Annotated in this window: 27 protein-coding genes; 19 read left to right on the plus strand and 8 right to left on the minus strand. The window is 71.5% G+C overall.

Features of this window, described 5'->3' with window-relative positions; genetic code table 11:
- The first annotated feature begins 6 nt into the window (after window positions 1-6).
- Genes PSEJ31_RS0105380 through PSEJ31_RS0105395 form a run of 4 tightly spaced genes read left to right on the plus strand, consistent with a single transcriptional unit; the run spans window position 7 to window position 2,532 of the window.
- A complete protein-coding gene (locus PSEJ31_RS0105380; RefSeq protein WP_028914874.1) occupies window positions 7-510 on the plus strand; it encodes a PAS domain-containing protein in 504 nt (167 codons plus the stop codon).
- Window positions 507-1,259, plus strand: a complete 753-nt coding sequence (locus PSEJ31_RS0105385) for a PhnD/SsuA/transferrin family substrate-binding protein (RefSeq protein ID WP_019399470.1) — start codon at window positions 507-509, stop codon at window positions 1,257-1,259. The genes PSEJ31_RS0105380 and PSEJ31_RS0105385 overlap by 4 nt, the downstream gene beginning before the upstream one ends.
- A 2-nt stretch (window positions 1,260-1,261) precedes the next feature.
- Complete coding sequence (locus PSEJ31_RS0105390) at window positions 1,262-1,885, plus strand: hypothetical protein (RefSeq protein ID WP_019399469.1); 624 nt, start codon at window positions 1,262-1,264, stop codon at window positions 1,883-1,885.
- On the plus strand, window positions 1,882-2,532 hold the full coding sequence (locus PSEJ31_RS0105395; protein WP_051403658.1) for a hypothetical protein: 651 nt from the start codon (window positions 1,882-1,884) through the stop codon (window positions 2,530-2,532). Before PSEJ31_RS0105390 ends, PSEJ31_RS0105395 begins: the two co-directional genes overlap by 4 nt.
- Window positions 2,533-2,547: 15 nt before the next feature.
- On the opposite strand, the gene purT is transcribed toward PSEJ31_RS0105395, so the two are convergent.
- Window positions 2,548-3,732, minus strand: coding sequence for a formate-dependent phosphoribosylglycinamide formyltransferase (gene purT, locus PSEJ31_RS0105400; RefSeq protein WP_028914875.1), 1,185 nt, complete (start codon window positions 3,730-3,732; stop codon window positions 2,548-2,550).
- A 128-nt stretch (window positions 3,733-3,860) separates the two neighbouring features.
- On the opposite strand from purT, the gene PSEJ31_RS0105405 reads away from it, so the two are divergent.
- The 7 genes from PSEJ31_RS0105405 to PSEJ31_RS0105440 all read left to right on the plus strand — a co-directional run bounded on the left by PSEJ31_RS0105405 (window position 3,861) and on the right by PSEJ31_RS0105440 (window position 7,689).
- Window positions 3,861-4,736 (plus strand): SPFH domain-containing protein, encoded by an 876-nt coding sequence (locus PSEJ31_RS0105405; protein WP_019399466.1) that lies wholly within the window; start codon window positions 3,861-3,863, stop codon window positions 4,734-4,736.
- Window positions 4,737-4,746: 10 nt separating this feature from the next.
- Entirely contained in the window at window positions 4,747-5,022 is a 276-nt protein-coding gene (locus tag PSEJ31_RS0105410) for a hypothetical protein (protein WP_019399465.1), read from the plus strand.
- Window positions 5,019-5,207 (plus strand): Arc family DNA-binding protein, encoded by a 189-nt coding sequence (locus PSEJ31_RS0105415; protein WP_019399464.1) that lies wholly within the window; start codon window positions 5,019-5,021, stop codon window positions 5,205-5,207. The genes PSEJ31_RS0105410 and PSEJ31_RS0105415 overlap by 4 nt, the downstream gene beginning before the upstream one ends.
- Window positions 5,204-5,389, plus strand: a complete 186-nt coding sequence (locus PSEJ31_RS0105420) for a DUF4177 domain-containing protein (RefSeq protein WP_019399463.1) — start codon at window positions 5,204-5,206, stop codon at window positions 5,387-5,389. Before PSEJ31_RS0105415 ends, PSEJ31_RS0105420 begins: the two co-directional genes overlap by 4 nt.
- A gap of 231 nt (window positions 5,390-5,620) precedes the next feature.
- Window positions 5,621-6,193 (plus strand): hypothetical protein, encoded by a 573-nt coding sequence (locus tag PSEJ31_RS0105430; RefSeq protein ID WP_019399461.1) that lies wholly within the window; start codon window positions 5,621-5,623, stop codon window positions 6,191-6,193.
- A gap of 49 nt (window positions 6,194-6,242) precedes the next feature.
- Entirely contained in the window at window positions 6,243-7,064 is an 822-nt protein-coding gene (locus tag PSEJ31_RS0105435) for a M15 family metallopeptidase (protein ID WP_028914876.1), read from the plus strand.
- An 85-nt stretch (window positions 7,065-7,149) separates the two neighbouring features.
- Entirely contained in the window at window positions 7,150-7,689 is a 540-nt protein-coding gene (locus tag PSEJ31_RS0105440; RefSeq protein ID WP_050992215.1) for a cytochrome b/b6 domain-containing protein, read from the plus strand.
- 4 nt (window positions 7,690-7,693) lie between these two features.
- Here the strand turns inward: PSEJ31_RS0105440 and PSEJ31_RS0105445 are convergent, their stop codons facing one another.
- The 5 genes from PSEJ31_RS0105445 to PSEJ31_RS0105465 all read right to left on the minus strand — a co-directional run bounded on the left by PSEJ31_RS0105445 (window position 7,694) and on the right by PSEJ31_RS0105465 (window position 12,172).
- A complete protein-coding gene (locus PSEJ31_RS0105445) occupies window positions 7,694-8,374 on the minus strand; it encodes a DNA-3-methyladenine glycosylase (protein ID WP_019399458.1) in 681 nt (226 codons plus the stop codon).
- A gap of 4 nt (window positions 8,375-8,378) precedes the next feature.
- Complete coding sequence (locus tag PSEJ31_RS0105450) at window positions 8,379-8,750, minus strand: DUF423 domain-containing protein (protein ID WP_051403659.1); 372 nt, start codon at window positions 8,748-8,750, stop codon at window positions 8,379-8,381.
- A gap of 80 nt (window positions 8,751-8,830) precedes the next feature.
- Window positions 8,831-10,000 carry a polyketide cyclase gene (locus tag PSEJ31_RS0105455; RefSeq protein WP_026010699.1) on the minus strand — a complete coding sequence of 390 codons (1,170 nt, stop codon included), beginning with the start codon at window positions 9,998-10,000 and terminating at the stop codon, window positions 8,831-8,833.
- Window positions 10,001-10,334: 334 nt separating this feature from the next.
- The gene (locus PSEJ31_RS0105460; RefSeq protein ID WP_019399455.1) at window positions 10,335-10,976 is read right to left on the minus strand and encodes a response regulator transcription factor; all 642 of its coding nucleotides are present in this window, start codon (window positions 10,974-10,976) and stop codon (window positions 10,335-10,337) included.
- The gene (locus PSEJ31_RS0105465; RefSeq protein ID WP_019399454.1) at window positions 10,973-12,172 is read right to left on the minus strand and encodes a sensor histidine kinase; all 1,200 of its coding nucleotides are present in this window, start codon (window positions 12,170-12,172) and stop codon (window positions 10,973-10,975) included. The genes PSEJ31_RS0105460 and PSEJ31_RS0105465 overlap by 4 nt, the downstream gene beginning before the upstream one ends.
- A gap of 136 nt (window positions 12,173-12,308) precedes the next feature.
- Between PSEJ31_RS0105465 and PSEJ31_RS0105470 the strand changes: the two genes are divergently transcribed.
- The 5 genes from PSEJ31_RS0105470 (at window position 12,309) to PSEJ31_RS0105490 (ending at window position 15,336) form a co-directional block, all read left to right on the plus strand.
- The gene (locus PSEJ31_RS0105470) at window positions 12,309-12,902 is read left to right on the plus strand and encodes a GNAT family N-acetyltransferase (protein WP_019399453.1); all 594 of its coding nucleotides are present in this window, start codon (window positions 12,309-12,311) and stop codon (window positions 12,900-12,902) included.
- A gap of 7 nt (window positions 12,903-12,909) precedes the next feature.
- Entirely contained in the window at window positions 12,910-13,674 is a 765-nt protein-coding gene (gene minC, locus PSEJ31_RS0105475) for a septum site-determining protein MinC (RefSeq protein ID WP_198006225.1), read from the plus strand.
- Between the two features lie 71 nt (window positions 13,675-13,745).
- Window positions 13,746-14,555: a septum site-determining protein MinD gene (gene minD, locus PSEJ31_RS0105480; protein ID WP_028914878.1), complete on the plus strand. Its 810-nt coding sequence runs from the start codon at window positions 13,746-13,748 to the stop codon at window positions 14,553-14,555.
- 2 nt (window positions 14,556-14,557) lie between these two features.
- Window positions 14,558-14,815, plus strand: a complete 258-nt coding sequence (gene minE / locus PSEJ31_RS0105485) for a cell division topological specificity factor MinE (RefSeq protein WP_019399450.1) — start codon at window positions 14,558-14,560, stop codon at window positions 14,813-14,815.
- Window positions 14,816-14,862: 47 nt separating this feature from the next.
- Window positions 14,863-15,336: a hypothetical protein gene (locus PSEJ31_RS0105490; protein WP_019399449.1), complete on the plus strand. Its 474-nt coding sequence runs from the start codon at window positions 14,863-14,865 to the stop codon at window positions 15,334-15,336.
- Window positions 15,337-15,415: 79 nt separating this feature from the next.
- On the opposite strand, the gene PSEJ31_RS0105495 is transcribed toward PSEJ31_RS0105490, so the two are convergent.
- Window positions 15,416-16,723 carry a HAMP domain-containing sensor histidine kinase gene (locus tag PSEJ31_RS0105495; RefSeq protein WP_037034516.1) on the minus strand — a complete coding sequence of 436 codons (1,308 nt, stop codon included), beginning with the start codon at window positions 16,721-16,723 and terminating at the stop codon, window positions 15,416-15,418.
- 90 nt (window positions 16,724-16,813) lie between these two features.
- Entirely contained in the window at window positions 16,814-17,515 is a 702-nt protein-coding gene (locus PSEJ31_RS0105500) for a response regulator transcription factor (protein WP_019399447.1), read from the minus strand.
- Between the two features lie 133 nt (window positions 17,516-17,648).
- On the opposite strand from PSEJ31_RS0105500, the gene PSEJ31_RS0105505 reads away from it, so the two are divergent.
- The 3 genes from PSEJ31_RS0105505 to PSEJ31_RS0105515 all read left to right on the plus strand — a co-directional run bounded on the left by PSEJ31_RS0105505 (window position 17,649) and on the right by PSEJ31_RS0105515 (window position 21,907).
- Window positions 17,649-19,370, plus strand: coding sequence for a glycosyltransferase family 39 protein (locus PSEJ31_RS0105505; RefSeq protein ID WP_019399446.1), 1,722 nt, complete (start codon window positions 17,649-17,651; stop codon window positions 19,368-19,370).
- Between the two features lie 120 nt (window positions 19,371-19,490).
- On the plus strand, window positions 19,491-20,249 hold the full coding sequence (locus PSEJ31_RS0105510; protein WP_019399445.1) for a phosphatase PAP2 family protein: 759 nt from the start codon (window positions 19,491-19,493) through the stop codon (window positions 20,247-20,249).
- On the plus strand, window positions 20,246-21,907 hold the full coding sequence (locus tag PSEJ31_RS0105515) for a phosphoethanolamine--lipid A transferase (protein WP_026010697.1): 1,662 nt from the start codon (window positions 20,246-20,248) through the stop codon (window positions 21,905-21,907). The genes PSEJ31_RS0105510 and PSEJ31_RS0105515 overlap by 4 nt, the downstream gene beginning before the upstream one ends.
- Window positions 21,908-21,992: the final 85 nt, after the last annotated feature.

Raw genomic sequence — 21,992 nt, forward strand, 5'->3', positions numbered from 1 at the left:
GCCGCGATGAGCCGCCTGCCGGACATGACCCCGCCCGCCGGCCCGCACCTGCAGGCCGTGCACACCTGCCACGACGGCACCCGCCGCACCGTGTACTGGACGGACGAGGAAGTGCCCTACCCGGACGGGCGCCTGATCGTCTCGCGCACCGACCTGGACGGGGTGATCACCCACGCCAACGAGGCCTTCGTCGAACTCAGCGGCTACAGCCGCGAGGAGCTGATCGGCGCCCCGCACAGCATCCTGCGCCACCCGGACATGCCGCGCGCCGCGTTCGCCGACCTGTGGGACACGCTCAAGGCCGGGCGCAAGTGGCACGGTTACGTCAAGAACCTGCGCAAGGACGGCAAGCACTACTGGGTCTACGCCACCGCCCTGCCCAACGTGCGCCACGGCCAGGTGGTCGGCTACACCTCGGTGCGGCGCAAGCCCTCGCGCCGCGCCATCGCCGAGGTGCTGCCGCTGTACCGGCAGTGGCTGGAGCAGGAAGCCGCGGAGGCCACCGCATGACCCTCAACCTGCTGGTCGCCCCCGATTTCGCGCCGGAGAACTTCCCCGGCTGGTACATGCTCGCCACCCTGCTGCAGCACCGCTCCGGCACCCGCCTGCACCTGCTGATGCCGGCCGACGCGCGCGAGCAGGCGCAGATGCTGGGCGACGGCCTGGCCGACCTGGTCTACGCCAACCCGTTCGACGCCACCGCGATGATCCGCGGCCAGGGCTACCAGGCCTTCGCCCGCCCGGCCGCGCATTCCAACGAGATGGTGATCGCCACCGCGGCCGGCTCGCCGGTGTCGGTGGTGGAGGAACTGCGCCCGGGCTGCCGGATCGCGGTGACCGACAACCGCGACGTGCGCCTGATCGGCCTGCGCCTGCTGGAGCCGGCCGACCTCACCGAACGCGACATCCAGTGGGTGCCGGCCAACAGCCACCAGGCGGCCGCGCGCATGACCCTGTCCGGGCAGGTCGACGCCGGCTTCTTCCTGGCCTCGGCCTACCACGCCCTGGCCCGCATCACCCGCGGGCAGCTGAAGGTGCTGGTGGAAAGCAAGCTGCGCGACATCAGCCACGTGCTGCTGGCGCATCCGCGCGTGGGCGACGACCTGCAGCCGCTGGCCGCGGCGCTGCTGGCGGTCGACCCGTCCCGCCCCGGCGACGCCGAGGTGCTGCAGGCGCTGGGCCTGCCGGCCGGGTTCGAGGCCATGGAGCGCGAGGACGCCGAGTTCATGATCGACCTGATGGACACCCTGCTGGACTGAGCATGGCCGCCACCCTCGACGCACGCCGCGAGTTCCGCGAACGCACCCGCGCCGTCGCCCGCGCGCCGCAGGACACCGCCGCCCACCTGGCGCGGCTGCAGGCGGCGCTGCAGCTGGGCGACACCGAACCGGTGCAGGGCGCGCTGGCTGACATGTTCGTGGCCCTGCCGCGGGCCGACACCGCCCTGCGCCAGGCCGCGCTGCACCTGGCCTCCGGCCGCCTGGCGCCGTACGTGGCCGAGGCCTTCGGCCGCCACGCGCACGGCCACGTGCTGCCGGCCATCACCGCGCTGGCCACCCGCTGGAGCGTGTTCGCCCAGCCCTCGGCCGACGTCCCGGCGCGGGTGCGCCGCGCCAGCCCGGACCATTCGCGGCGGCTGGCGGCGCAGGTGGTCGAGGCGCTGCTGGACGGCGAGCCGCTGCACGCGGCGCGCGTCGAGCACGAGTTCCTGGACCACTGCGTCTCCTGCCAGGACAAGTACGCCTTCATGCTCGCCAGCCGCGACCTGCGGCGGCACGAGATCGCCGTGGGCGACCGCTGGGAGCGGGTCGCCGACTGGCTGGAACAGCACGCGGCCATCGGCGACCGCGCCGAGGCGCCCACCTCACGCAAGGGAAGCCCATGAGCCTGGAACTGGTCGAACCCGCGTCCCAAGACATCCCTGCCGACGCCGCCAAGTGGCTGCTGCCGACCCCGCGCGGCGCACTGCACGGCTTCTCCACGCCCGAACCGGGCCCGGCGCAGCGCGCGGTGCAGGCATTGCTGTCCGCCCCGCAGGCGATGGAACTGGCGCGCTGGCGCCAGGAGCACGACCGCAACGGGCGCATGCTGCAACAGCTGCAGGAGAAGCAGTGGGTGCAGCTGCTGCGCCGGCAGGTGCCGGCGCCGGACGTGCGCCTGGGCGACTTCGCCCAGCACGTGATCGCGCCGCTGTCCGGCGAGCGCCGCGCGGTGCTGGCCTCCGACAGCGGCTTCTGCCTGGGCCACTCCGGCCTGGACCAGGAGCTGGCCGAGACCCTCAGCGCGGCGGCGGCCGACTATTCCTCGTTCGCCGCGCGCCAGGCCCGGCGCGGCTGGGCCGGCGCGCAGCGGGTGGCGTTCCACGACGATCCGGACATGCTGCTGCCGGAGTGGTCGTTCATCCCGCTGTGGATCGACGGCACCGGCTACTGGCTGGTACTGGCCGGCGAGCCGCTGCTCAACAACCTGGCGATGGTCGAGCTGGTGTGGAGCATCCGCCTGGCCGGCGCCCGCTTCGCCGCGCCGCTGTAGCCGCCTGCTGCCCGCTCAGGGCAGCAGCTCGATCCCGATCGCCGCGGCCGCGTCGCGCGCCGTCGCGCGCGCCTGTTCGATGTCGGCGCCACGCGCCAGGGTGACGCCGACCCGGCGCTGGCCTTCCACCCGCGGCTTGCCGAACAGGCGCAGCGCGGTGTCCGGCGCCGCCAGCGCCGCGTCGATCCCGGAAAACACCGGCACGCCGTGGCCGCTGGCCAGCAGCGCGCACGAGGCGCTGGGGCCGTTCTGGCGGACCACCGGCACCGGCAGGCCGAGGATCGCCCGCGCGTGCAGCGCGAACTCGCTCAGTTCCTGCGAGACCAGGGTCACCAGGCCGGTGTCGTGCGGGCGCGGCGACACCTCCGAGAACCACACCTCGTCGCCCTTGACGAACAGCTCCACGCCGAACACGCCCCAGCCGCCGAGGTCGTCGGTGATGGCGCGGGCGATGGCCTGGGCGCGCTCCAGCGCGCGCGGCGACATCGGCTGTGGCTGCCAGCTCTCGCGGTAGTCGCCGTCCTTCTGCAGGTGGCCGATCGGCTCGCAGAAGCTGGTGCCGCCGGCATGGCGCACGGTCAGCAGGGTGATCTCGTAGTCGAAGTCGACGAAGCCCTCGACGATGCAGCGGCCGGCGCCGGCGCGGCCACCGGTCTGCGCGTACTCCCAGGCCGCCTCCACCTGCGCGGCCTCGCGCACGATGCTCTGGCCCTTGCCCGAGGACGACATCACCGGCTTGACCACGCACGGCAGGCCGATTGCCTCCACCGCCGCGCGGTACTCCTCCAGGGTGTCGACGAAGCGGTACGGCGAGGTCGGCAGGCCCAGGGTCTCGGCCGCCAGGCGGCGGATGCCCTCGCGGTCCATGGTCAGGCGCGCCGCGCGCGCGGTCGGGATCACCTTGAGCCCCTCGGCCTCCAGCTGGACCAGGGTCTCGGTGTGGATCGCCTCGATCTCCGGCACCACCAGGTCCGGCTCCTCCTTCGCGATCAGCTCGCGCAGGGCGAAGGTGTCGAGCATGTCCAGCACGTGGCTGCGGTGGGCGACCTGCATGGCCGGCGCATCGGCGTAGCGGTCGGCGGCCACCACCTCCGCACCCAGGCGCTGCAGCTCGATCGCCACCTCCTTGCCCAGTTCGCCCGAGCCGAGCAGCAGGACGCGGGTGGCATGGGGGGTCAGCGGGGTTCCGATACGGACCATGGCGGTGCGGCAGGTGGTGAAAGGGCGGCCAGTGTAGCCGCCGCCGCGGCGGCCGCCCCCTCCCGGAAGCCCTCTTGACGAATGATATCGTTTTGATATCAGATTGAGGCGTCACCTGGAGAGCACCCATGAAAGAGCGTCCGATCCATTCCCTGCCCGGCATCCCCGTCCTGCTGGCGGCCCTCGCCCTTTCCGCGGCCACGGCCTGGCTGTTCTTCACCGGCATCGGCGCCGGCGACGGCGCCCCGGACGTGGCGCGCCTGGCCGGCGCGGCCGCCACCCTGCTGTTGGCCCTGCTGGCGTTCATCGGGCTCTATTCGATCCAGCCCAACCAGGCCGCGGTGCTGAGCCTGTTCGGTAAGTACGTGGGCACGGTCAAGGAAGCCGGCCTGCGCTGGAACAACCCCTTCTATTCCAAGCGCAAGGTCAGCCAGCGCGTGCGCAACTTCGAGAGCGGCAAGCTCAAGGTCAACGACCTGGACGGCAGCCCGATCGAGATCGCCGCGGTGATCGTGTGGCAGGTGGTCGACGCCTCCGAGGCGGTGTTCAACGTCGACGACTACGAGAGCTTCGTCCACATCCAGTCCGAGGCGGCGCTGCGGGCGATGGCCTCCAGCTACCCCTACGACCAGCACGACGACGGCCAGATCGCCCTGCGCAGCCACCCGCAGGAGATCTCCGAGCACCTGCAGGCGCAGATCGCCGAGCGCCTGGGCCGGGCCGGCGTGGAGGTGATCGAGGCACGCATCAGCCACCTGGCCTACGCCCCGGAGATCGCCCAGGCCATGCTGCAGCGGCAGCAGGCCAACGCGGTGATCGCCGCCCGCACCCGGATCGTGGCCGGCGCGGTGGGCATGGTCGAGATGGCCCTGGCCGAGCTGCAGAAGAACGACGTCGTCCAGCTGGACGAGGAGCGCAAGGCGCAGATGGTCAGCAACCTGCTGGTGGTGCTGTGCGGCGACCGCGGCACCCAGCCGATCGTCAACGCCGGCTCCCTGTACTGAGGTGGACGGAATGGACGCGCTCGCCGCCCTGGTCGTCGCCATCACCGGCCTGCCCGCGCTGGGCGTGGCCACCTGGTACGCACGCTACGACGACGAACACGCGCGCGGCCTGGCCCTGCGCTGGGCGCTGATCGCCCTGGCCATCCTGTGCGGCGCCGTCGGCCTGTACTTCGCCGGCGGCAGCCGCGGCGCGGTCACCGCGGTGGCCGTGGCCATGGCCCTGGCGGTCAACGCGCTGGCGATCTCCACCATCCTGCACGCGCGCCGCGGACGCCCCCGCCGATGACCGAGCGCAAGGCCTTCCAGCTGCGGATCAGCGCGGAAGTGCTCGCCGCGACCCAGCGCTGGGCCGACGACGAGCTGCGCAGCATCAACGCACAGATCGAATACGTGCTGCGCGAGGCGCTGCGCAAGGCCGGGCGCCTGCCCAGACCGGATACCCGCCCGGAGGCGGAGGAGGAAGAGCAATGAGCACCACGCAATGGCGGTACCTGGTCGTCGAGGTCAAGACCTCGCTGCTGGGCAGCTACAAGGTCGAGCAACTGCAGGAGGAACTGGACCGCCACGGCCGCCTGGGCTGGGAGCTGGTGAACGTGGTCCACTCCACCCCGAGCCTGCCCTCGCCCACCCTGGTGTTCAAGCGCCCGGCCTGAGGACGAGCCCCATGCCCACCTGGCCCGCCTGCCCGGACGCCACAGCCACCGCCATGCCGCCACGCCGCGCGCCTGGCCTGGCCCTGGGCGCCGGGCCGGCGCTGCCGCGGTCCTGAAGGAGCCACGCATGCACGCACCCACGCTGTCCGCCACCACCCTGCATCCCCTGGAACGCCGCGCGCACACGCCCCGGCGCGCGGTCCCGCATGGCCTTCGGAGGCACGCCTGAGCATGGCCCGTCCCGGCATTTCCGCCCGCGAATTCGAAGTCCCCGCGCCGCCCGCCCCCGCGCTGTGGCTGCTGCCCGTGCTGTGGGCGGGGATGGTGGCGCTGGTGTTCGCCCTGCGCCACGAGACCCTGCTGCGCCCGACCCCCGGCAACCCGGTGCCAGCCTGGCTGGTGATGATGTCCGCCATGGCCCTGGCCTTCGCCGGGCCCTTCATCCTGCTGCACGTGCGCCGCATCCGCCTGGCCGATGGCGTGCTGTCGGTGAACGCCGCCGGCCTGTTCCCGCACAAGGTCGCGGTGGCGCAGCTGGACCTGGCGCGCGCCCGGCTCGTGGACCTGGACGCACACCCGGACTTCAGCCCGCGCGTGCGCCTGTGGGGCCTGGGCCTGCCCGGCTTCCGCGCCGGCCACTACCTGCTGCGCAACCGCGCCCGCGCCTTCTGCCTGCTGACCCGGCGCGAGAAGGTGCTGCTGCTGCCGCGCCACGATGGCCGCTACCTGCTGCTGACCCCGGAGCGGCCGCGCGACCTGCTGGAGCAGCTGGCGGCCGCCGCCGGGATTCCGGCGCCGCGCTAGCGGCGCGCGGGCTGGCGGCACCGCGCCTGCCGGCCTAGGCTTGCACCCCATGCACCTGCCTCCCCAGCCCCTGCGCACACGCCTGGTCAACACCGGGCAGATCGAACTGTGGCCGGCCGGCCTGCTGCGCGCGCGCGGCAATGCCGACGCCCGCGCCCTGGCCCAGGCCCATACCGTGCTGCGGCGCAAGCGCGACGGCCGCTACCTGGCCACCGTGCGCGCCGACGGCGTGCTGGCACTGGTGCCGCGGCTGGCACGCGAGCCGGGCATCGACGAGGCGCTGGACGCGCTGGACGCGGCCGAGGCGCACCCGGCTCGCGGCCCGCTGCCGGCGCCGCAACCGCTGCCACTGGAGCGGCTGCAGCAACGCCTGGCCGCGCTGGGGATCGACGCCGCCGCCTACGAGGCGCGCACCGGGCTGGCACCGCTGGCCGAACCGGAATGGCTGGCCTTCGCCGGCCGCGACCGCTGGCAGCGGCCGCTGTGGCTGCTGCCGGACGCGGCCCGCGCCTGGCTGGCGATGCGCCGCGCCGCCGCGGCCGACGGCGTGGTGCTGGAATCCATCTCCGGCTACCGCAGCCACGACTACCAGCTGGGCATCTTCGAGCGCAAGCTGGCGCGCGGGCAGACCGTGGCGCAGGTCCTCACGGTCAACGCCGCGCCCGGTTACAGCGAGCACCACGCCGGCAGCGCGCTGGACATCGGCACGCCCGGCGAGCCGCCGGCGGAGGAGTCGTTCGAGGCCACCGCCGCCTTCGCCTGGCTGCAGGCGCATGCGGGCGGCTTCGGGTTCCGCATGAGCTATCCGCGCGACAACCCGCACGGCATCGTCTACGAGCCCTGGCACTGGCGCTTCCACCCGCACCGCTAAGGCAACGGCGCGCTTGCGCCTGATCAAGGCCGGCGCGGGCGAAGCTGCCGACACTGCACGCCTGTCCCGGTCCAGCAGGCACCCCATGGCCATCCAGAGCTCCCGTTACCGTCCCTCGCTCATCGCCCTGCACTGGCTGACCCTGGTGCTGCTGGCCGCGGTCTACGCGACCATGGAGCTGCGCGGCCTCTTCCCAAGGGGCAGCGTGCCGCGCGACCTGATGAAGACCTCGCACTACTTCCTCGGCCTGGCGGTGTTCTGCCTGACCTGGGTGCGGCTGGGCCTGCGCGCCACCGGCACCACCCCGCCGATCCTGCCCGAGCCGCCGCGGTGGCAGCTGCTGCTGGCCAGGCTGGTCGCGCTGGCGCTGTACGCGCTGATGCTGGCCATGCCGGTGCTGGGCTACCTGGTGCTCAACGCCCACGGCGTGGCGCCGTCGCTCGGCGGCTGGTCGCTGCCGGTGCTGTTCGAGCCGGGCCCGGAACTGGGCGGGCAGCTGGAGGCCTGGCACGAAGGCATCGCCACCGCCGGCTACTGGCTGGTCGGCCTGCACGCGGCCGCGGCGATCTACCACCACCACGTGCGCCACGACGACACCCTGGTGCGGATGTCGCTGCGCGGCTGAGGCCTCAGTCCTGGGAGCGGTTGGTGCGCGGCGCGGCGGGGTCGGTGCCGGCGCCGTCGGCGATCCGCCACAGGTACAGGCTGGCGTAGGTGCGGTACGGGCCCCAGGCCTGGCCGCGCTCGGCCAGCTGCCGCGGCGTCGGCGGCAGCTCCAGGCCATCGACGATCTGCGCGCCCTTGCGCACGCCCAGGTCGTCCACCGGCAGCACGTCCGGCCGGCCGAGGCGGAACATCAGCATCATCTCCACCGTCCAGCGGCCGATGCCGCGCACCGGCACCAGGGCCTGGACGATCTGGTCCTCGTCCATCCAGGCCATGTGCCGCAGGTCGGGGATCTCGCCGCGGGCCTCGCGCGCGGCCAGGTCGCGCAGGGCCAGGGTCTTGTTGCCGGACACGCCGCAGGCGCGCAGGGTGGCGTCGTCGACCCGGCCCAGGGTGTCGTGGTGCAGGCGCTTGCTGCCGATCGCCGCCTCCACCCGGCCGACGATGGTCGCGGCGGCCTTGCCGGACAGCTGCTGGTAGAGGATCGCCCGCGCCAGCGCATCGACCGGGTCGAAGCGGCGGCGCCAGCCGGCCTCCGGCGGCAGCGGCCCGATCCGGTGCATCCACGCGCCCAGCCTGCGGTCGCGCCGGACCAGGTGGTCCCAGGCGGCCTGCACGTCGAACCCGCGGGCGTGGCGCGGCATGGCCTCAGCGCCCGCGCAGGGCGGATACCGCCCAGCCCAGCCAGCCCAGCATCATCAGCGTGCCGCCGGCCGGCGCCAGTCGCGTCGGCCAGCCGGCCAGGGCGCCGCCGGCGAGGCTGCCGCAGAACAGCAGCGTACCCAGCAGCAGCGCCAGCAACGCGCCCCGGGCGAGGCGGCCGGCGGCACGCGGCCACAGCGCGGCCAGGGCGATGCCGTGGCCGAAGGCGTACAGGCAGGCGGTCTGCAGGTTGGAACGGGCGTGGCCGTCGTCCAGGCCATGGGCGGCGTAGGCCGACAGGCCGATCGCCAGCGCCGCCAGCAGCGCGCCGGCGGCGGCCGGCGCGCGCGAAGTCGGGTTCATGGCGGTTTCCTCCATGCGCGGCAGCCTAAACGAAAAGCGCCGCTTTCGCGGCGCTTTCCGGGGTGCCTGGGCCGGCCGGGCCGGCCGCGGCGGTATTACTTGACGTGCCAGTAAACGTCGTACTCGCCCTCGAGGGTGAAGGCCTTGTCGACCCCGCCCTCCCAGACCTCGTACGGACGGTCGGTGACCTCGTAGCCGTGGGTGGTCGCCCAGGCACGGACCGAGTTGCGGATCGCGTCCAGCTCGGCCATCGAACCGGTGAACTGGCCGAACGCGGCGCGGCCGCCCTTGGTGCGCACGTACTCGACCGGGGCGCCGTCCGGAATCTTGACCTGCAGCGGCTCGCCGGAGGCGGCGACCGGCTTGGCGAAGGCGGCGTCCTGGGCGGCCTTGGCGGCGGCCTCGTCGACCTCCTCGCCCTCGGCGGCGGCCGGGGCCTCGGCCGGGGCCGAACCCTTGCGGCGGACCGGGATGGCCACGTCGAACGCGTACTTCTCCTGGCCGAAGTCGGTGGTCACGATGCGCACGGGACCGGCGGCCTCCAGGTTGTTGGCCTCCATGGTGCGCTTGATCCACTCCTGGTTGTTCTTGATCGACTGCTTGATCGCGTCGTTGCTGCGGTCGACGTTGCCGGCGTTGACCACCAGCAGGTCCTCGGCCGGGACCTCGACCACGGACAGGTCGCGCAGGGTGACGCCGTCGGCGCGGTAGTCGAAGTTCGGCACCGAGGCCAGCATGTTGGACATGCGCGCCAGGCCCATCTTCATGTCGTCGCCGACGTGGCGGTTGACGTACAGGCCGGCGTAGCGGGCGACCAGGTTCCAGCCGTACTCGACGTCGTAGGTCTGGGTGATCTTGACGTTGCGGTTGTTCTTGCCGGTCGGCTCCAGCAGGAACTGCACGGTCTTGTCGTGGCCAGCGGTGGCGTCCTCGACCTTGATGACGACCTTCTCGTTCGGGATGCTCTCGACGATCTCCCAGCTGCCGGTGCCGATGCGGTCGTCGCTGGAGACGAAGTCCAGGCGGGCGCCGACGCCGGACTCGGGGCCGGAGGTCTTCAGCTGGATCTTCGGATCACGCAGAACCAGCGTATTCCAGTCCCTGAAGCGGCGCAGATTGTTCACCGTGTCGTACACGATGGTCATCTTGCGGTTGGTCTCCACGCTTTCGGTGATGTGGCGGTGGTCGGGAAGTACGACACCGACCAGCAGGGCCAGGCCGGCCACGATCCCCAATGCGATCAGGAACTCGATAAGACGGGTCATTCAGGAGTCTCCGGGGCCGATTCCACGGCGTATTTGCGATGCGAGCCGCGAATCGTAACAGGGTTCTTGGCGTGCGCGCAGCCGAATGCATGCACCGGAGCGCGATTGAACGGAATTCTTACATCAGCGCCCGGCGCAAACGCCCACGGCACAAGGATTCCGGCCCTCCCGGCCGCGATGCCGGCATGGCATTCCAGGACCTCCGGAAAAACCCATACGCCAGCGTGGGGAAGGATGACAGGACCGTGGCGGCCGGGCCGCGCCACCGACGACCGGCGCCAGCACCCGGTTGCGCACGCGGCGCGGCCAGGCACGCACGCGCCGGGCAGCGCGCTCAGACCAGCTGCAGCTCGAAGGCCTTGAGCACCGCCCGGGTGCGGTCGCGCACGCCGAGCTTGCTGAGGATGTTGGACACGTGGTTCTTGATCGTGCCCTCGGCCACGCCCAGCGAATTGGCGATCTCCTTGTTGGAGAAGCCGGAGGCCATCAGCCGCAGGATCTCGGTCTCGCGGTCGGTCAGCGGGTCCGGGCGGTCCAGGCTGACGAAGTCGTTGCGCATGTGCTCCAGGCCCGAGAGCAGGCGCTGGGTCACCGCCGGCTGCACCAGCGAGCCGCCGCTGGCCACGGTCTGGATCGCCCCCACCAGCTGCTCCAGCGACACGTCCTTGAGCAGGTAGCCGCGGGCGCCGGCCTTGAGCCCGGCCAGCACCAGCTGGTCGTCGTCGAAGGTGGTCAGGATGATGGTCGGTGGCAGCTGCCCGGCCTGGGACAGGGTCTGCAGCGCCTCCAGCCCGGACATCACCGGCATGCGCATGTCCATCAGCACCACGTCCGGGGCGACCTTCGGGATCATCTCCACCGCCTGGCGCCCGTCGGCGGCCTCGGCGACCACCTCGATGCCGCCGTCCAGGGCCAGCAGGGACTTGATGCCTTGGCGCACCAGGGTCTGGTCGTCGACCAGGCACACTCTGATCATGGCAACGCTCCTTCGATCGCCGGCCGCGCCGGGGCTGATGCAGGGATGGACAGGCGCAGGACGAAGCCGGCGCCCTTCCGGGTCTGGATGTCGAGGGTCCCGCCGCACTGCTGCACCCGCTCGTGCATGCCGCGCAGGCCGTTGCCGGGGACCAGGCCCTCGGCGCCCTCGCCATTGTCGCGCGCCTCCAGGCGGATGGTGGCGTCCTCGCGCCATACCCGGATCGCCAGCCGGTCCGCCCCGGCGGCGTGCCGCACCGCGTTGGTGATGATTTCCTGGGTGCAGCGCAGGACCACGTGGGCGCGCTCGGGATCGTCGATCGGCAGCGGGGCCTGGATGTCCAGCTCCACGTCCAGCGAGGGCACGTGGTCGGCCAGCGGCCGCAGCGCCGCGGACAGGTCGATGCCGCCGCTGGCGTCGCGCAGCTGGCTGACCGCCTCGCGCACGTCGGTCAGCAGCAGCCGGGCCAGGGTATTGGCCTGCCTGACGTGCTCCTGGGCGCGGCCCTCGGTCATGTGGCTGGCCACTTCCAGGTTCAGGCTCAGCGCGGTCAGGTGGTGCCCCAGCAGGTCGTGCAGCTCGCGCGAGATCCGGGTGCGTTCGTTGACCCGGGCACTCTCGGCCAGCAGGGCGCGGGTGGCGCGCAGTTCGGCGTTGAGCCGGCGCTGCTCCTCCCGGGCCTCGGCCTGCTGCCGCGCCACCAGGCTGGTCACGTAGATGAACATGGAGAAGCCGCCGTACAGCAGCGACTGCATCAGCGCCTCGAACAGCGGCATCCGGAACACGCCGTAGTAGATCGGCAGCACCGCCAGCTGGCTCAGCAGCAGCAACAGCACGCCCGAGCCGGCCGGCAGCAGCCACGGGATCACCCCCGCGGCGACCATCAGCAGGATGCTGCCCAGGCCCGAGCCGTTGAAGTAGCTCACCGCCAGCGCGAACAGGGTCAGCACCAGCAGCAGGCCGCGGTCGTGCCAGGCCGGCCGCGCCCGGCCCAGGCCGCGGGTCAGCCACCAGTAGCAGGCGCCGAAGCCCAGGTAGGAGGCGAACAGCAAGCCGGCCCCCACCCGGCCCATGGTCTGCTCCTCCGCGCCGTAGGCCGGCACGTACTGGGAATAGACCAGCGGCACGCCCACCATGCCCCAGGTGAACAGGCCGGCGTAGCGCAGCAGGCGGGTGTGGCTGATCGGTCCGAACATGGCCGCATCTTACGGGCCGGGGCCCCCGGTCCGCTGCCCCGGAAGTCATGCCCTCGCCGGGCCCGGCGACCCCATGCGATAATCCGGGCGCATTGCCGGCATGGCCGGTCCGCCTATCTGCAAGGTTCCATTCCTGATGTCCATCGTCATCCGCGACGTGCGCGAACACGAGCTGGACTCGATCCTGGCCCTGAACAACAACGCCGGGTCGGCCATCCTGCCGCTGGACGCGGCCCGGGTGCGCAGCTTCTACGACACCGCCGAGTACTTCCGGGTGGCCGAGCGCGACGGCAACCTGGCCGGCTTCCTGGTCGGGTTCGGCAGCGGCAGCCAGCACGACAGCTGCAACTTCGCCTGGTTCAAGCAGCGCTACCCGCACTTCTTCTACATCGACCGCATCGTGGTGGCCAGCCGCCGCCGCGGCGGTGGCGTCGGCCGCGCCTTCTACGCCGACGTGCAGAGCTACGCCGAGCTGCGCTACCCGCTGCTGTGCTGCGAGGTGTTCCTGGACCACGGCGCCGACCCGGCCCTGCTGTTCCACGGCAGCTTCGGCTTCCACGAGGCCGGGCAGAACGTGATGCCCGACGTGGACGTGCGCGCCAGCATGATGATCAAGGAACTGTGCAGCTACGCCTGGGTCCGCGAGACCTATGGCGACGACCTGCCGGACCTGCCCTGGGTGGGTCGCCCGCGCCGCCCCGCCGGCGACAACCGTGCGACGGGGACCTGAGGTGGCGGTGAGCGCGACGACGAGTTACGAGCAGGCCGGCGAGCTGAAGATCGGCCAGGTGGGCATCGCCAACCTGCGGGTCCGCACCCTGGACGTGGAACGCCTGGTCGGCGAGATGCGCGAGCGCGTGCAGCGCGCGCCCAAGCTGTTCGGCCGCGCGGCGGTGATCGTCGACTTCGGCGGCCTGGTGCATACCCCGGACGTGGACACCGCCCGGGCCCTGATCGAGGGCCTGCGCCAGGCCGGCGTGCTGCCGGTGGCGCTGGCCTACGGCACCCGCGAGAACGACGCCCTGGCCGAGGCCCTGGGCCTGCCGGTGCTGGCCAAGTTCCGTGCCCAGTACGAGCCCTCGGCGCCCGCCGCCGCGGCCCCGCCCCCGCCGCCCCCTCCGCCACGCGAACCGGCCCCGCCGCCGCGCGCCGCCGCCCCGGCACGCCCGCGCCTGCCGGGCCGCATGCAGAAGAGCGCGGTGCGCTCGGGCCAGCAGCTGTACGCCGAGGACTGCGACCTGACCGTGCTGACCACGGTCGGCGCCGGCGCCGAGGTCCTCGCCGACGGCTCGATCCATGTCTACGGCAGCCTGCGCGGCCGCGCCCTGGCCGGCGCCAAGGGCAACACCGACGCGCGCATCTTCTGCCGCGACTTCCAGGCCGAGCTGGTGGCCATTGCCGGCCACTACAAGGTGCTGGACGATATCCCCGAGAACCTGCGCGGCAAGGCCGTGCAGGTCTGGCTTGAAGACGGACAGCTGAAGCTGGCCGCCCTCGACTGATCCGCGCCGGCCGGCGGCCGCCATGCCGCCGCCAGCGCCTCCCCTGCACGCGTCTCCAAGGAGATCTTCCATTGGCTGAAATCATCGTAGTCACTTCCGGCAAGGGCGGCGTCGGCAAGACCACCTCCAGCGCCAGCATCGCCATCGGCCTGGCCCGGCGCGGGCACAAGACCGCCGTGGTCGACTTCGACGTCGGCCTGCGCAACCTGGACCTGATCATGGGTTGCGAGCGGCGCGTGGTCTACGACTTCGTCAACGTCGTCCATGGCGAGGCCACGCTCAAGCAGGCCCTGATCAAGGACAAGCGCTTCGACAACCTCTACGTGCTGGCCGCCTCGCAGACCCGCGACAAGGACGCGCTGACCAAGGAAGGCGTCGAGAAGGTGCTCAAGGACCTGGCCGCCGACGGCTTCGAATACATCATCTGCGACTCGCCGGCCGGCATCGAGAAGGGCGCGTTCCTGGCCATGTACTTCGCCGACAAGGCGGTGGTCGTGGTGAACCCGGAAGTGTCCTCGGTGCGCGACTCCGACCGCATCATCGGCCTGCTCGACTCCAAGACCCGCCGCGCCGAATCCGGCGAGGGCCTGCCGGCGCACCTGCTGCTGACCCGCTACAGCCCGGCCCGCGTGGGCGCCGGCGAGATGCTCAGCATCGCCGACGTGGAGGAGGTGCTGGGGCTGAAGGCCATCGGCGTGATCCCCGAGTCCACCGACGTGCTCAACGCCTCCAACAAGGGCGAGCCGGTGATCCTGGAGACCGAGTCCGAGGCCGGCCAGGCCTACGAGGACGCCGTCGCGCGCCTGCTGGGCGAAGACCGCCCGATGCGCTTCACCACCCTGGAGAAGAAGGGCTTCTTCAGCAAGCTGTTCGGAGGCTGACCATGGCGCTGTTCGACTTCCTGCGGGCCAAGAAGAACACTGCGGAGACGGCCAAGAACCGCCTGCAGATCATCATTGCCCAGGAGCGCAGCAGCCGGGGCGCCCCGGACTACCTGCCGCTGCTGCGGCGGGAACTGCTGGACGTCATCAAGAAGTACGTCAACGTGGACGTGGACGCCGTCAAGGTCGACCTGATCAAGGACGGCGACCACGACGTGCTCGACATCTCCGTGGCCCTGCCGGAAGGCCAGCAGGGCTGATCCGACCCAGGCAGACGGCCGCTCCGGCGGCCGCCGTTCCCCATTCCATGCAACCCTCCCCCGACCGCGACGTCCTGCGCCTGCGCGACGTCGCCTTCGCCGATGCCGCCGCCCTGCTGGCCCGCCACGGGCTGGAGCTGGTCGCCGTGCCCGACGGCGAACCGATCCCCGGCAGCTACTGGGGCGAACCGGAGGCCGGCATCATCGGCCCGACCGTGTACGTGCGCGGCGATACCCCGGTGCACTCAATGCTGCACGAGGCCTGCCACCTGATCGTGCTGCCGCCCGACAGGCGCGCGGCGGTGCATACCGACGCGACCGACTCGGTCGAGGAAGAAGACGCCACCTGCTACCTGCAGATCGTGCTGGCCGACCAGTTGCCCGGCGTGGGCAGCGCGCGGCTGATGGCCGACATGGATGCGTGGGGTTATACGTACCGGCTTGGGTCGACGAGGGCGTGGTTCGAGCAAGATGCCGAGGATGCACGCGCCTGGCTGACCGCGCGCGGGCTGTTGCTTTAAGGCCGGGATTCGGGGATTCGGGATTGGGGATTTGTAGGAGCGGCGTGAGCCTACGCTCTTGCCAATCCCGAATCCCCAATCACGAATCCCGGCTCTTGGCCAGCGAGCCGCTCATGTCCAGCGTGGCCACGGTGCCCTGCCCGGTCTCCGAGTCCAGTTGCAGCTTCCAGCCCAGGTGCTCGCACAGGCGGCCCAGCAGGTCCAGGCCGATGCCGCTGCCCTGCCGCGGGTCGCCGCGCGCGATCCGGCGGTAGATCGCGGCGATCTCTTCCGGGCTCATGCCGTGCCCGGGATCCTCGATCCGCACCGTCGCCGGCGCCAGCAGGGACACGCGGATCACGCCGCGGTCGCTGTTCTCGATGGCGTTGCGCAGCAGGTTGCCGATCGCGACCTGCATGATCGCTACCGGCGCGAACAGCTCGCAGCGCGCCAGCTCGACCAGTTGCAGGCCGAGGTCCTTGTCCGCGCACAGGTGGCGATGGTCGTCGAGGATGTCCGGCAGCAGCTCGTCCAGGTTCACGTAGTCGCTGCTCTTCTCCAGTCGCCTGGGGTCCTTCGCCAGCACCAGCAGCAGCGTGACCAGCTGCTCGACCGACTCGGCGGTCTGGCGGATGCGCAGCAGCTGGTGGCGCACCGCCGGCGGCGTGTCCGGCTGGTCCAGGGCCAGCTCGCTGGCGCCGCGGATCACCGCGATCGGCGTGCGCAGCTCGTGGCTGGTGCTGTCGATGAAGGCGCGCTCGCGCTCGACGAAGGTGTCGTTGCGTTGCAGGTAGTCGTTGAGCGCCTCGGCGATCACCACCTGCTCGTGGCTGGCGCCCTTCACCACGTCGATGTGCTGGCCGGGCCGGTCCGGGCGCAGCGCGTGGATGCGCTTGGCCATGTCGGCCAGGGGCTGCACCACACGCCCCAGGCCCCAGGCCACGAGGATGCCGAGCAGCACGATCGCGATGATGTTGGAGACCAGCATCCACAACCCCAGGTTGTTCTCGTGCGCCTGCAACTGGGTGATGTCCAGCGCCAGCACCAGCCGCCGGCCGTTGACGTCCTGCACCATCAGCACCTTGTCGCGCCCCTGGTACTCGATGCCGTCGTGGATGCCCGGGCCGAAGCGGGCGAACTCCGGCGGCGCCGGCGAGTCGTCGTCGCCGTACAGCTGCACGGTCTCGGTGTCGGTCCAGTGGTAATGCGGATCCTCGGCGCTGCGCTGGACGAAGTGGGCCAACTCCGACTTGAGCAGCGAGCGCCAGGTCAGCTGCTCGGCCTGCTCGTTGACGATGAAGCCATGGATGAACACCGCGAGCGAGATCAGCGCGGCGTAGATCACCAGCCACAGCGTGACGCGCGCGCGCAGCCCGCCCAGCCTGGAACGTATCCCGCCCGGCTTCATGGAAGGCGCGCGCCGTCCGGGATGCGGCGCCGCGACGCCAGGCCCCGCGCCGGCGGGGCCCCGCGCTTGCGGCCCAGGGCGCGACGCGGGCTATTCGGCATGCAGGCGTTCCTGGTGCCCGGCGGGGCCGAGCCGGTAGCCGACGCGCGGCAGGGTGTGGATCAGCTTCTCCTCGAACGGACCATCCACGCTGCGCCGCAGGTCGTAGATGTGGGAGCGCAGCATGTCGCCGTCCGGCGGCTCGTCGCCCCACAGGGCCTGCTCGAGCTTCTCGCGGGTGACCGCGGCCGGGCTGGCCTGCATCAGCACCTGCAGCAGCTTGCGGCAGGCGGGATACAGGTGCAGCGGCTTGCCGGCGCGGCTGGCCTCCAGCGTCGCCAGGTCCAGCTTCAGGTCGCCGACCGTCAGCAGCTTGCTGCGGCCGCGTCCCTGCGCGCGCACCAGCAGCGCTTCCAGCCGGACTTCCAGCTCGGGCAGCGCGAACGGCTTGGTGAGATAGTCGTCGGCGCCGGCGCGGAAGCCGGCGATCTTGTCGGGCAGCTCGTCGCGCGCGGTCAGCATGATCACCGGCAGTTCGGACAGGTGTTCCTCGCGCAGCCGGCGCAGCACTTCCGGGCCGTCCATGCGCGGCATCATCCAGTCCAGCACGATGGCGTCGTAGGGCTGCGTGGTGGCTAGGTGCAGGCCGGTGATGCCGTCCGGCGCGGCATCCAGGGTATGGCCGCGCGCCTCGAAATAGTCGAACAGGTTGGCCACCAGATTGCGGTTGTCCTCGATGACGAGCAGCCGCATCGTCGGTCTCCGGGAAAGATGTGGTCGTGCATCGTAGCCGGGCGATGTCGGAAGCGCGTCGAAACGGCAGGTTCCGACAAACTTCCCACGCTCGCCGCGGCATAGTCTGCGCCCGTTTTGCCCGCATTCCAACGTGCAGACTTCCATCACACCCCTGGAGCGGCGGCGGCGTTGGGCCTACCGCGCCGCGCTGCTGGCGATCGTGCTCGCCCTGCTGGCCGGGCTGGGGCTGCGCCAGCCCAACCCGCCGGACGAGCCCCGCTTCGTGCTCGCCGCGCGCGCGATGGTGCAGAGCGGGCAGTGGCTGTTGCCGCACCGGGGCAGCGAGTTGTACGCGGAAAAGCCGCCGGTGTTCATGTGGATGCAGGCCGGCGCGTTCGAACTGGTGCGCGACTGGCGCGTCGCCTTCCTGCTGCCTTCGCTGCTCGCGGCGCTGGCGACCCTATGGCTGACCTGGGACCTGGCGCGCCGGCTGTGGAACCGGCGCGTGGCGCGCTACGCGGTGCTGGCGCTGTTCGCCACCTTGCAGTTCGGGGTGCTGGCCAAGCGCGCGCAGATCGACATGGTGCTGGTGGCGATGACCACGCTGTCGCTGTGGGGACTGTTGCGGCACCTGCTGCGCGGCCCCGACTGGCCGGCCTGGGCGCTGGGCGCGCTCGCCGCCGGGCTGGGCACGGTGACCAAGGGCGTGGGTTTCCTGCCGCTGCTGGTGCTGCTGCCGTGGGCGGCCTGGCGCCACCGGCATCGCGCGGACGCGGTGCGTGGCGCATGGCCGGCATGGCTGGGCGCGGTCCCGGCCTTCGTCGCCGGCACGGCGGTGTGGCTGCTGCCGTTGGCGATCGCGCTATGGCAGGCTCCCGACCCCAACCTGCGCGCCTATGCGCACGAATTGCTGTTCAAGCAGACCGGCACGCGCTACACCGCGGCCTGGCACCACGTGCAACCGGCCTGGTACTACCTGCAGGTGATCGCCACGTTGTGGCTGCCGGGCTGCCTGCTGCTGCCGCAACTGCTGCCGGCCTGGCGGCGGCGCCTGCGGCGCGGCGATCCGCGCCATTGGCTGCTGCTCGGCTGGAGCGTGCTGGTGCTGGCGTTCTTCAGCGCGAGCCCCGGCAAGCGCGAGGTCTACATCTTCCCGATGCTGCCGGCGCTGGCCGTGGCTGCCGCACCGCTGCTGCCCGGATTGCTGCGCAGGCGCGCGACCCGCTGGGTCCTGGCCGGTTATGTCTGGCTGCTGGCGCTGGCCGCGCTGGCGGTCGGCGCCGGCCTGTGCATGCAGGCCGGATGGGCGATGCAGGGCGCGCTCAAGCGCGCGATCGACCCGGCGGCGATGCAGGTGTTCGGCGCCTGGCTGCTCGCCTTCGCCATCCCTGCCCTGCTGCTCGCGGCCTGGGCGCGGCTGCGACGCGCCGGCGCGCTGGTGGTCGCCGCCACGGCACTGCTGTGGACGATCCATGGCCTGGGCCTGATGGTGGCGCTCGATCCCTACAGCTCGGCGGCCGGCCTGATGCAGCGCGTGGGCGAGCGCATCGGCCCCGGCGCGGAACTGGGGATGATCGCCTGGCGCGAGCAGAACCTGCTGCAGGCGGACCGGCCGGCGGTGGACTTCGGCTTCAAGCAGCCCTGGGACGTGCAATGGGCACGCGCCGCGGAATGGGTGGCGCAGGCGCCGCAGCGGCGCTGGCTGTTCGTGCTGCGCGACGCGATGAGCCCCTGCGTGGACCGCGCGCGGGCGATCGACATCGGCAAGTCCAACCGCAATGCCTGGCAACTGGTGCCGGGCAGTGCACTGAAGCCGGGCTGCGTGACGCCCGCGAAAGACCAGGCCGGCGCGGGCGACGACAACGGCAACTGAACCGCCGGGGACGTTGCCTGAGGTTAAGCGCCGGGCAACGGTTGTCCGACCGCTTTCCGACAAACCGGCCCGGATCATGCCCGCCATTGCCGGAAACGGCCTTTTGCCCGTTGGCGCCCGATGAACCTGATGCCTGCATCCGCCACGGATGCCTTTCCCGTTCTCCGTCCGTACAGCCGCTTCGTCGCCACCCACCTGTGGATCCCGCTGGCGGCGGTGCTGGCGCTGAGCGCGCTGCTGATGGCAGGCGGCGTCGACCAGTGGCTGGCCACGCAGATCTATCACGCCGAAGGCGGGCACTGGCTGCTCAAGGACCATTGGTTCACCGCCAAGCTCGTGCATCGCGGCGGCAAGCAGGCCAGCACCGCCGCGGCGCTGGCGCTGTTGGTCTTCGGCCTGTATGCACGGCGCTCGCCGCGCTGGAACGCCTGGTCGCGCCCGGCGTTGTACGTGGTGCTGGCGGTGGGGCTTTCGACCGCGGCGGTATCGTTGCTGAAGGGAGCCACGCACATGGACTGCCCGTGGGACCTGGCCAGCTACGGCGGCACCCATGCCTTCTACGGGCTGTTCGAATCGCGCCAGGGCGTTCCGGCCTCGGGCTGCTTCCCGGCCGGGCATGCCAGCGGCGGCTATGCCTGGGTCGCGCTGTACTTCGCCGCGCTGGCGGTCCGCCCGCGCTGGCGCAAGGCCGGACTGGCGATCGGTCTCGGCGCCGGGTTGCTGTTCGGCGTTTCCCAGCAACTGCGCGGCGCGCACTTCCTCTCCCACGACCTGTGGGCCCTGGCGGTCTGCTGGGGCGTGTCGCTCGGCTTGTACCTGTGGCTGTTGCGCCCGCGGGCGCGCAGCGCCGCGGCCGGCGCGGCGGGAGAAACCGCATGAGCCTCTCGTTGCCCCGCAGCGGCGTGCTCTCGCGCCTGCGCGCGCTCGACTGGACGCACCGGCCCGAAGTGTCGGTGGAAACGCTGGTGCTGGGCAGCAGCGTGTTCTTCGCGCTCGCCTGCAACCGCATGTTCTGGCATGCGTCGCTCGCGACGCATCCCGGCGACATCGGCTTCGCCGCGTCGCTGTTCTTCCTGCTGGTCGCCGTGCACGCGCTGCTGTTCGGCCTGCTGGCATGGCGCTGGAACGCCAAGCCGCTGCTGACGCTGCTGTTCGTCACCACCGCGTTCGCCACGCACTACATGAACAGCTACAGCGTCTACCTGGACGCGGACATGCTACGCAACGTGCTCAACACCGACCACAAGGAATCGCGCGAGCTGCTCACGCCCGCGCTGCTGTGGCCATTGCTGTTCTACGCGGCGCTCCCGATCGCCGTGCTGTGGCGGGTGCGGCTGCGCCGCCGCAGCTGGGGCCGCGCGCTCGGCGTGCGCCTGCTGTTCCTGGCGGCCATCGCGGCGGTCGGCGCCGCCGGTTCGATGCTGTCGTTCCAGAGCCTGTCGGCGTTGATGCGCAACCATCGCGAGGTGCGCTACCTGGCCACGCCGGTCAACTACCTGGTCGCGCTCAAGCAGGACCTCAAGACCGACTCGCCGATCAAGCACAAGCCGAAGCTGCCGATCGAGCACGACGCGATGGCGACCCCGCGCGCGCCGGGCAGCCGCCCGCGCCTGCTGCTGATCGTGCTGGGCGAGACCATGCGCGCGCAGAACTGGGGCCTCAACGGCTATGCGCGCCAGACCACCCCCGAGTTGGCGCAGACCGGGGTGATCAACTTCCCCGACATGCACTCGTGCGGCACCAGCACGGAGGTCTCGGTGCCGTGCATGTTCTCGCCGTTCGGCCGCCACGATTACGACGAAGCGAAGATCCGCGCCCACCAGTCGTTCCTGCACGTGCTCGAACACGCCGGTATAGCCACGCTGTGGCGCGACAACCAGTCCGGCTGCAAGGGCGTGTGCGAAGGCCTGCAGATCCAGCAGCTCGACGACGCGAAGAAGCCCGGGCTGTGCAAGGACGGGCGCTGCATGGACGAGATCCTGCTCGACGACCTCGCCGCGCAGGTGCGCGCCAGGCCGGGCGACCGCGTGGTGGTGCTGCACCAGCTCGGCAGCCACGGCCCGGCCTACTTCCAGCGCTACCCGGCGCAGTTCCGGCGCTTCGCGCCGACCTGCGACACCGCCGAGCTGGGCAACTGCAGCCGCGAGCAGATCGTCAACACCTACGACAACACGGTCCTGTACACCGACCATTTCCTGGACCGCGCGATCGGCACGCTGCGCGCCCTGCCCGACTACGACACCGCCATGATCTATCTCTCCGACCACGGCGAGTCGCTCGGCGAGAAAGGCCTCTACCTGCATGGGGTGCCCTACGCGATCGCGCCGGCCGAGCAGACCCGCGTGCCCATGGTGATGTGGTTTTCGCCGGAATTCGCGCAGGACCGCGGGCTCGACCTGAAGTGCCTGCGCCAGCGCGCGAACGGGCGCGCCGACCAGGACAACCTGTTCCCCTCGGTGCTGGGCCTCATGCAGGTGAGGACCTCCGTCTACGATCGCTCGCGCGACCTGTTCGCCGGCTGCGCCAGCGGCCAGTAAGCCCGCCTCGCCCCATGGAGTGGGGTTGAGGGCGGCGATGTCCCGGGGGCCCCGTCCGCCCCTCGTCCGTCCCTTCGGGGCCGCT

It is taken from the genome of Pseudoxanthomonas sp. J31 (assembly GCF_000510725.1).
Classification (GTDB): Bacteria; Pseudomonadota; Gammaproteobacteria; order Xanthomonadales; family Xanthomonadaceae; genus Pseudoxanthomonas.

Excerpts from the sequence above, each read along its gene's own strand:
- PSEJ31_RS0105380 (WP_028914874.1), top strand. The coding sequence starts at position 7 with ATGAGCCGCCTGCCGGACATGACCCCGCCCGCCGGCCCGCACCTGCAG.
- PSEJ31_RS0105385 (WP_019399470.1), top strand. The coding sequence starts at position 507 with ATGACCCTCAACCTGCTGGTCGCCCCCGATTTCGCGCCGGAGAACTTC.
- PSEJ31_RS0105390 (WP_019399469.1), top strand. The coding sequence starts at position 1,262 with ATGGCCGCCACCCTCGACGCACGCCGCGAGTTCCGCGAACGCACCCGC.
- PSEJ31_RS0105395 (WP_051403658.1), top strand. The coding sequence starts at position 1,882 with ATGAGCCTGGAACTGGTCGAACCCGCGTCCCAAGACATCCCTGCCGAC.
- purT (WP_028914875.1), bottom strand. The coding sequence starts at position 3,732 with ATGGTCCGTATCGGAACCCCGCTGACCCCCCATGCCACCCGCGTCCTG.
- PSEJ31_RS0105405 (WP_019399466.1), top strand. The coding sequence starts at position 3,861 with ATGAAAGAGCGTCCGATCCATTCCCTGCCCGGCATCCCCGTCCTGCTG.
- PSEJ31_RS0105410 (WP_019399465.1), top strand. The coding sequence starts at position 4,747 with ATGGACGCGCTCGCCGCCCTGGTCGTCGCCATCACCGGCCTGCCCGCG.
- PSEJ31_RS0105415 (WP_019399464.1), top strand. The coding sequence starts at position 5,019 with ATGACCGAGCGCAAGGCCTTCCAGCTGCGGATCAGCGCGGAAGTGCTC.
- PSEJ31_RS0105420 (WP_019399463.1), top strand. The coding sequence starts at position 5,204 with ATGAGCACCACGCAATGGCGGTACCTGGTCGTCGAGGTCAAGACCTCG.
- PSEJ31_RS0105430 (WP_019399461.1), top strand. The coding sequence starts at position 5,621 with ATGGCCCGTCCCGGCATTTCCGCCCGCGAATTCGAAGTCCCCGCGCCG.
- PSEJ31_RS0105435 (WP_028914876.1), top strand. The coding sequence starts at position 6,243 with ATGCACCTGCCTCCCCAGCCCCTGCGCACACGCCTGGTCAACACCGGG.
- PSEJ31_RS0105440 (WP_050992215.1), top strand. The coding sequence starts at position 7,150 with ATGGCCATCCAGAGCTCCCGTTACCGTCCCTCGCTCATCGCCCTGCAC.
- PSEJ31_RS0105445 (WP_019399458.1), bottom strand. The coding sequence starts at position 8,374 with ATGCCGCGCCACGCCCGCGGGTTCGACGTGCAGGCCGCCTGGGACCAC.
- PSEJ31_RS0105450 (WP_051403659.1), bottom strand. The coding sequence starts at position 8,750 with ATGGAGGAAACCGCCATGAACCCGACTTCGCGCGCGCCGGCCGCCGCC.
- PSEJ31_RS0105455 (WP_026010699.1), bottom strand. The coding sequence starts at position 10,000 with ATGACCCGTCTTATCGAGTTCCTGATCGCATTGGGGATCGTGGCCGGC.
- PSEJ31_RS0105460 (WP_019399455.1), bottom strand. The coding sequence starts at position 10,976 with ATGATCAGAGTGTGCCTGGTCGACGACCAGACCCTGGTGCGCCAAGGC.
- PSEJ31_RS0105465 (WP_019399454.1), bottom strand. The coding sequence starts at position 12,172 with ATGTTCGGACCGATCAGCCACACCCGCCTGCTGCGCTACGCCGGCCTG.
- PSEJ31_RS0105470 (WP_019399453.1), top strand. The coding sequence starts at position 12,309 with ATGTCCATCGTCATCCGCGACGTGCGCGAACACGAGCTGGACTCGATC.
- minE (WP_019399450.1), top strand. The coding sequence starts at position 14,558 with ATGGCGCTGTTCGACTTCCTGCGGGCCAAGAAGAACACTGCGGAGACG.
- PSEJ31_RS0105490 (WP_019399449.1), top strand. The coding sequence starts at position 14,863 with ATGCAACCCTCCCCCGACCGCGACGTCCTGCGCCTGCGCGACGTCGCC.
- PSEJ31_RS0105495 (WP_037034516.1), bottom strand. The coding sequence starts at position 16,723 with ATGAAGCCGGGCGGGATACGTTCCAGGCTGGGCGGGCTGCGCGCGCGC.
- PSEJ31_RS0105500 (WP_019399447.1), bottom strand. The coding sequence starts at position 17,515 with ATGCGGCTGCTCGTCATCGAGGACAACCGCAATCTGGTGGCCAACCTG.
- PSEJ31_RS0105510 (WP_019399445.1), top strand. The coding sequence starts at position 19,491 with ATGAACCTGATGCCTGCATCCGCCACGGATGCCTTTCCCGTTCTCCGT.
- PSEJ31_RS0105515 (WP_026010697.1), top strand. The coding sequence starts at position 20,246 with ATGAGCCTCTCGTTGCCCCGCAGCGGCGTGCTCTCGCGCCTGCGCGCG.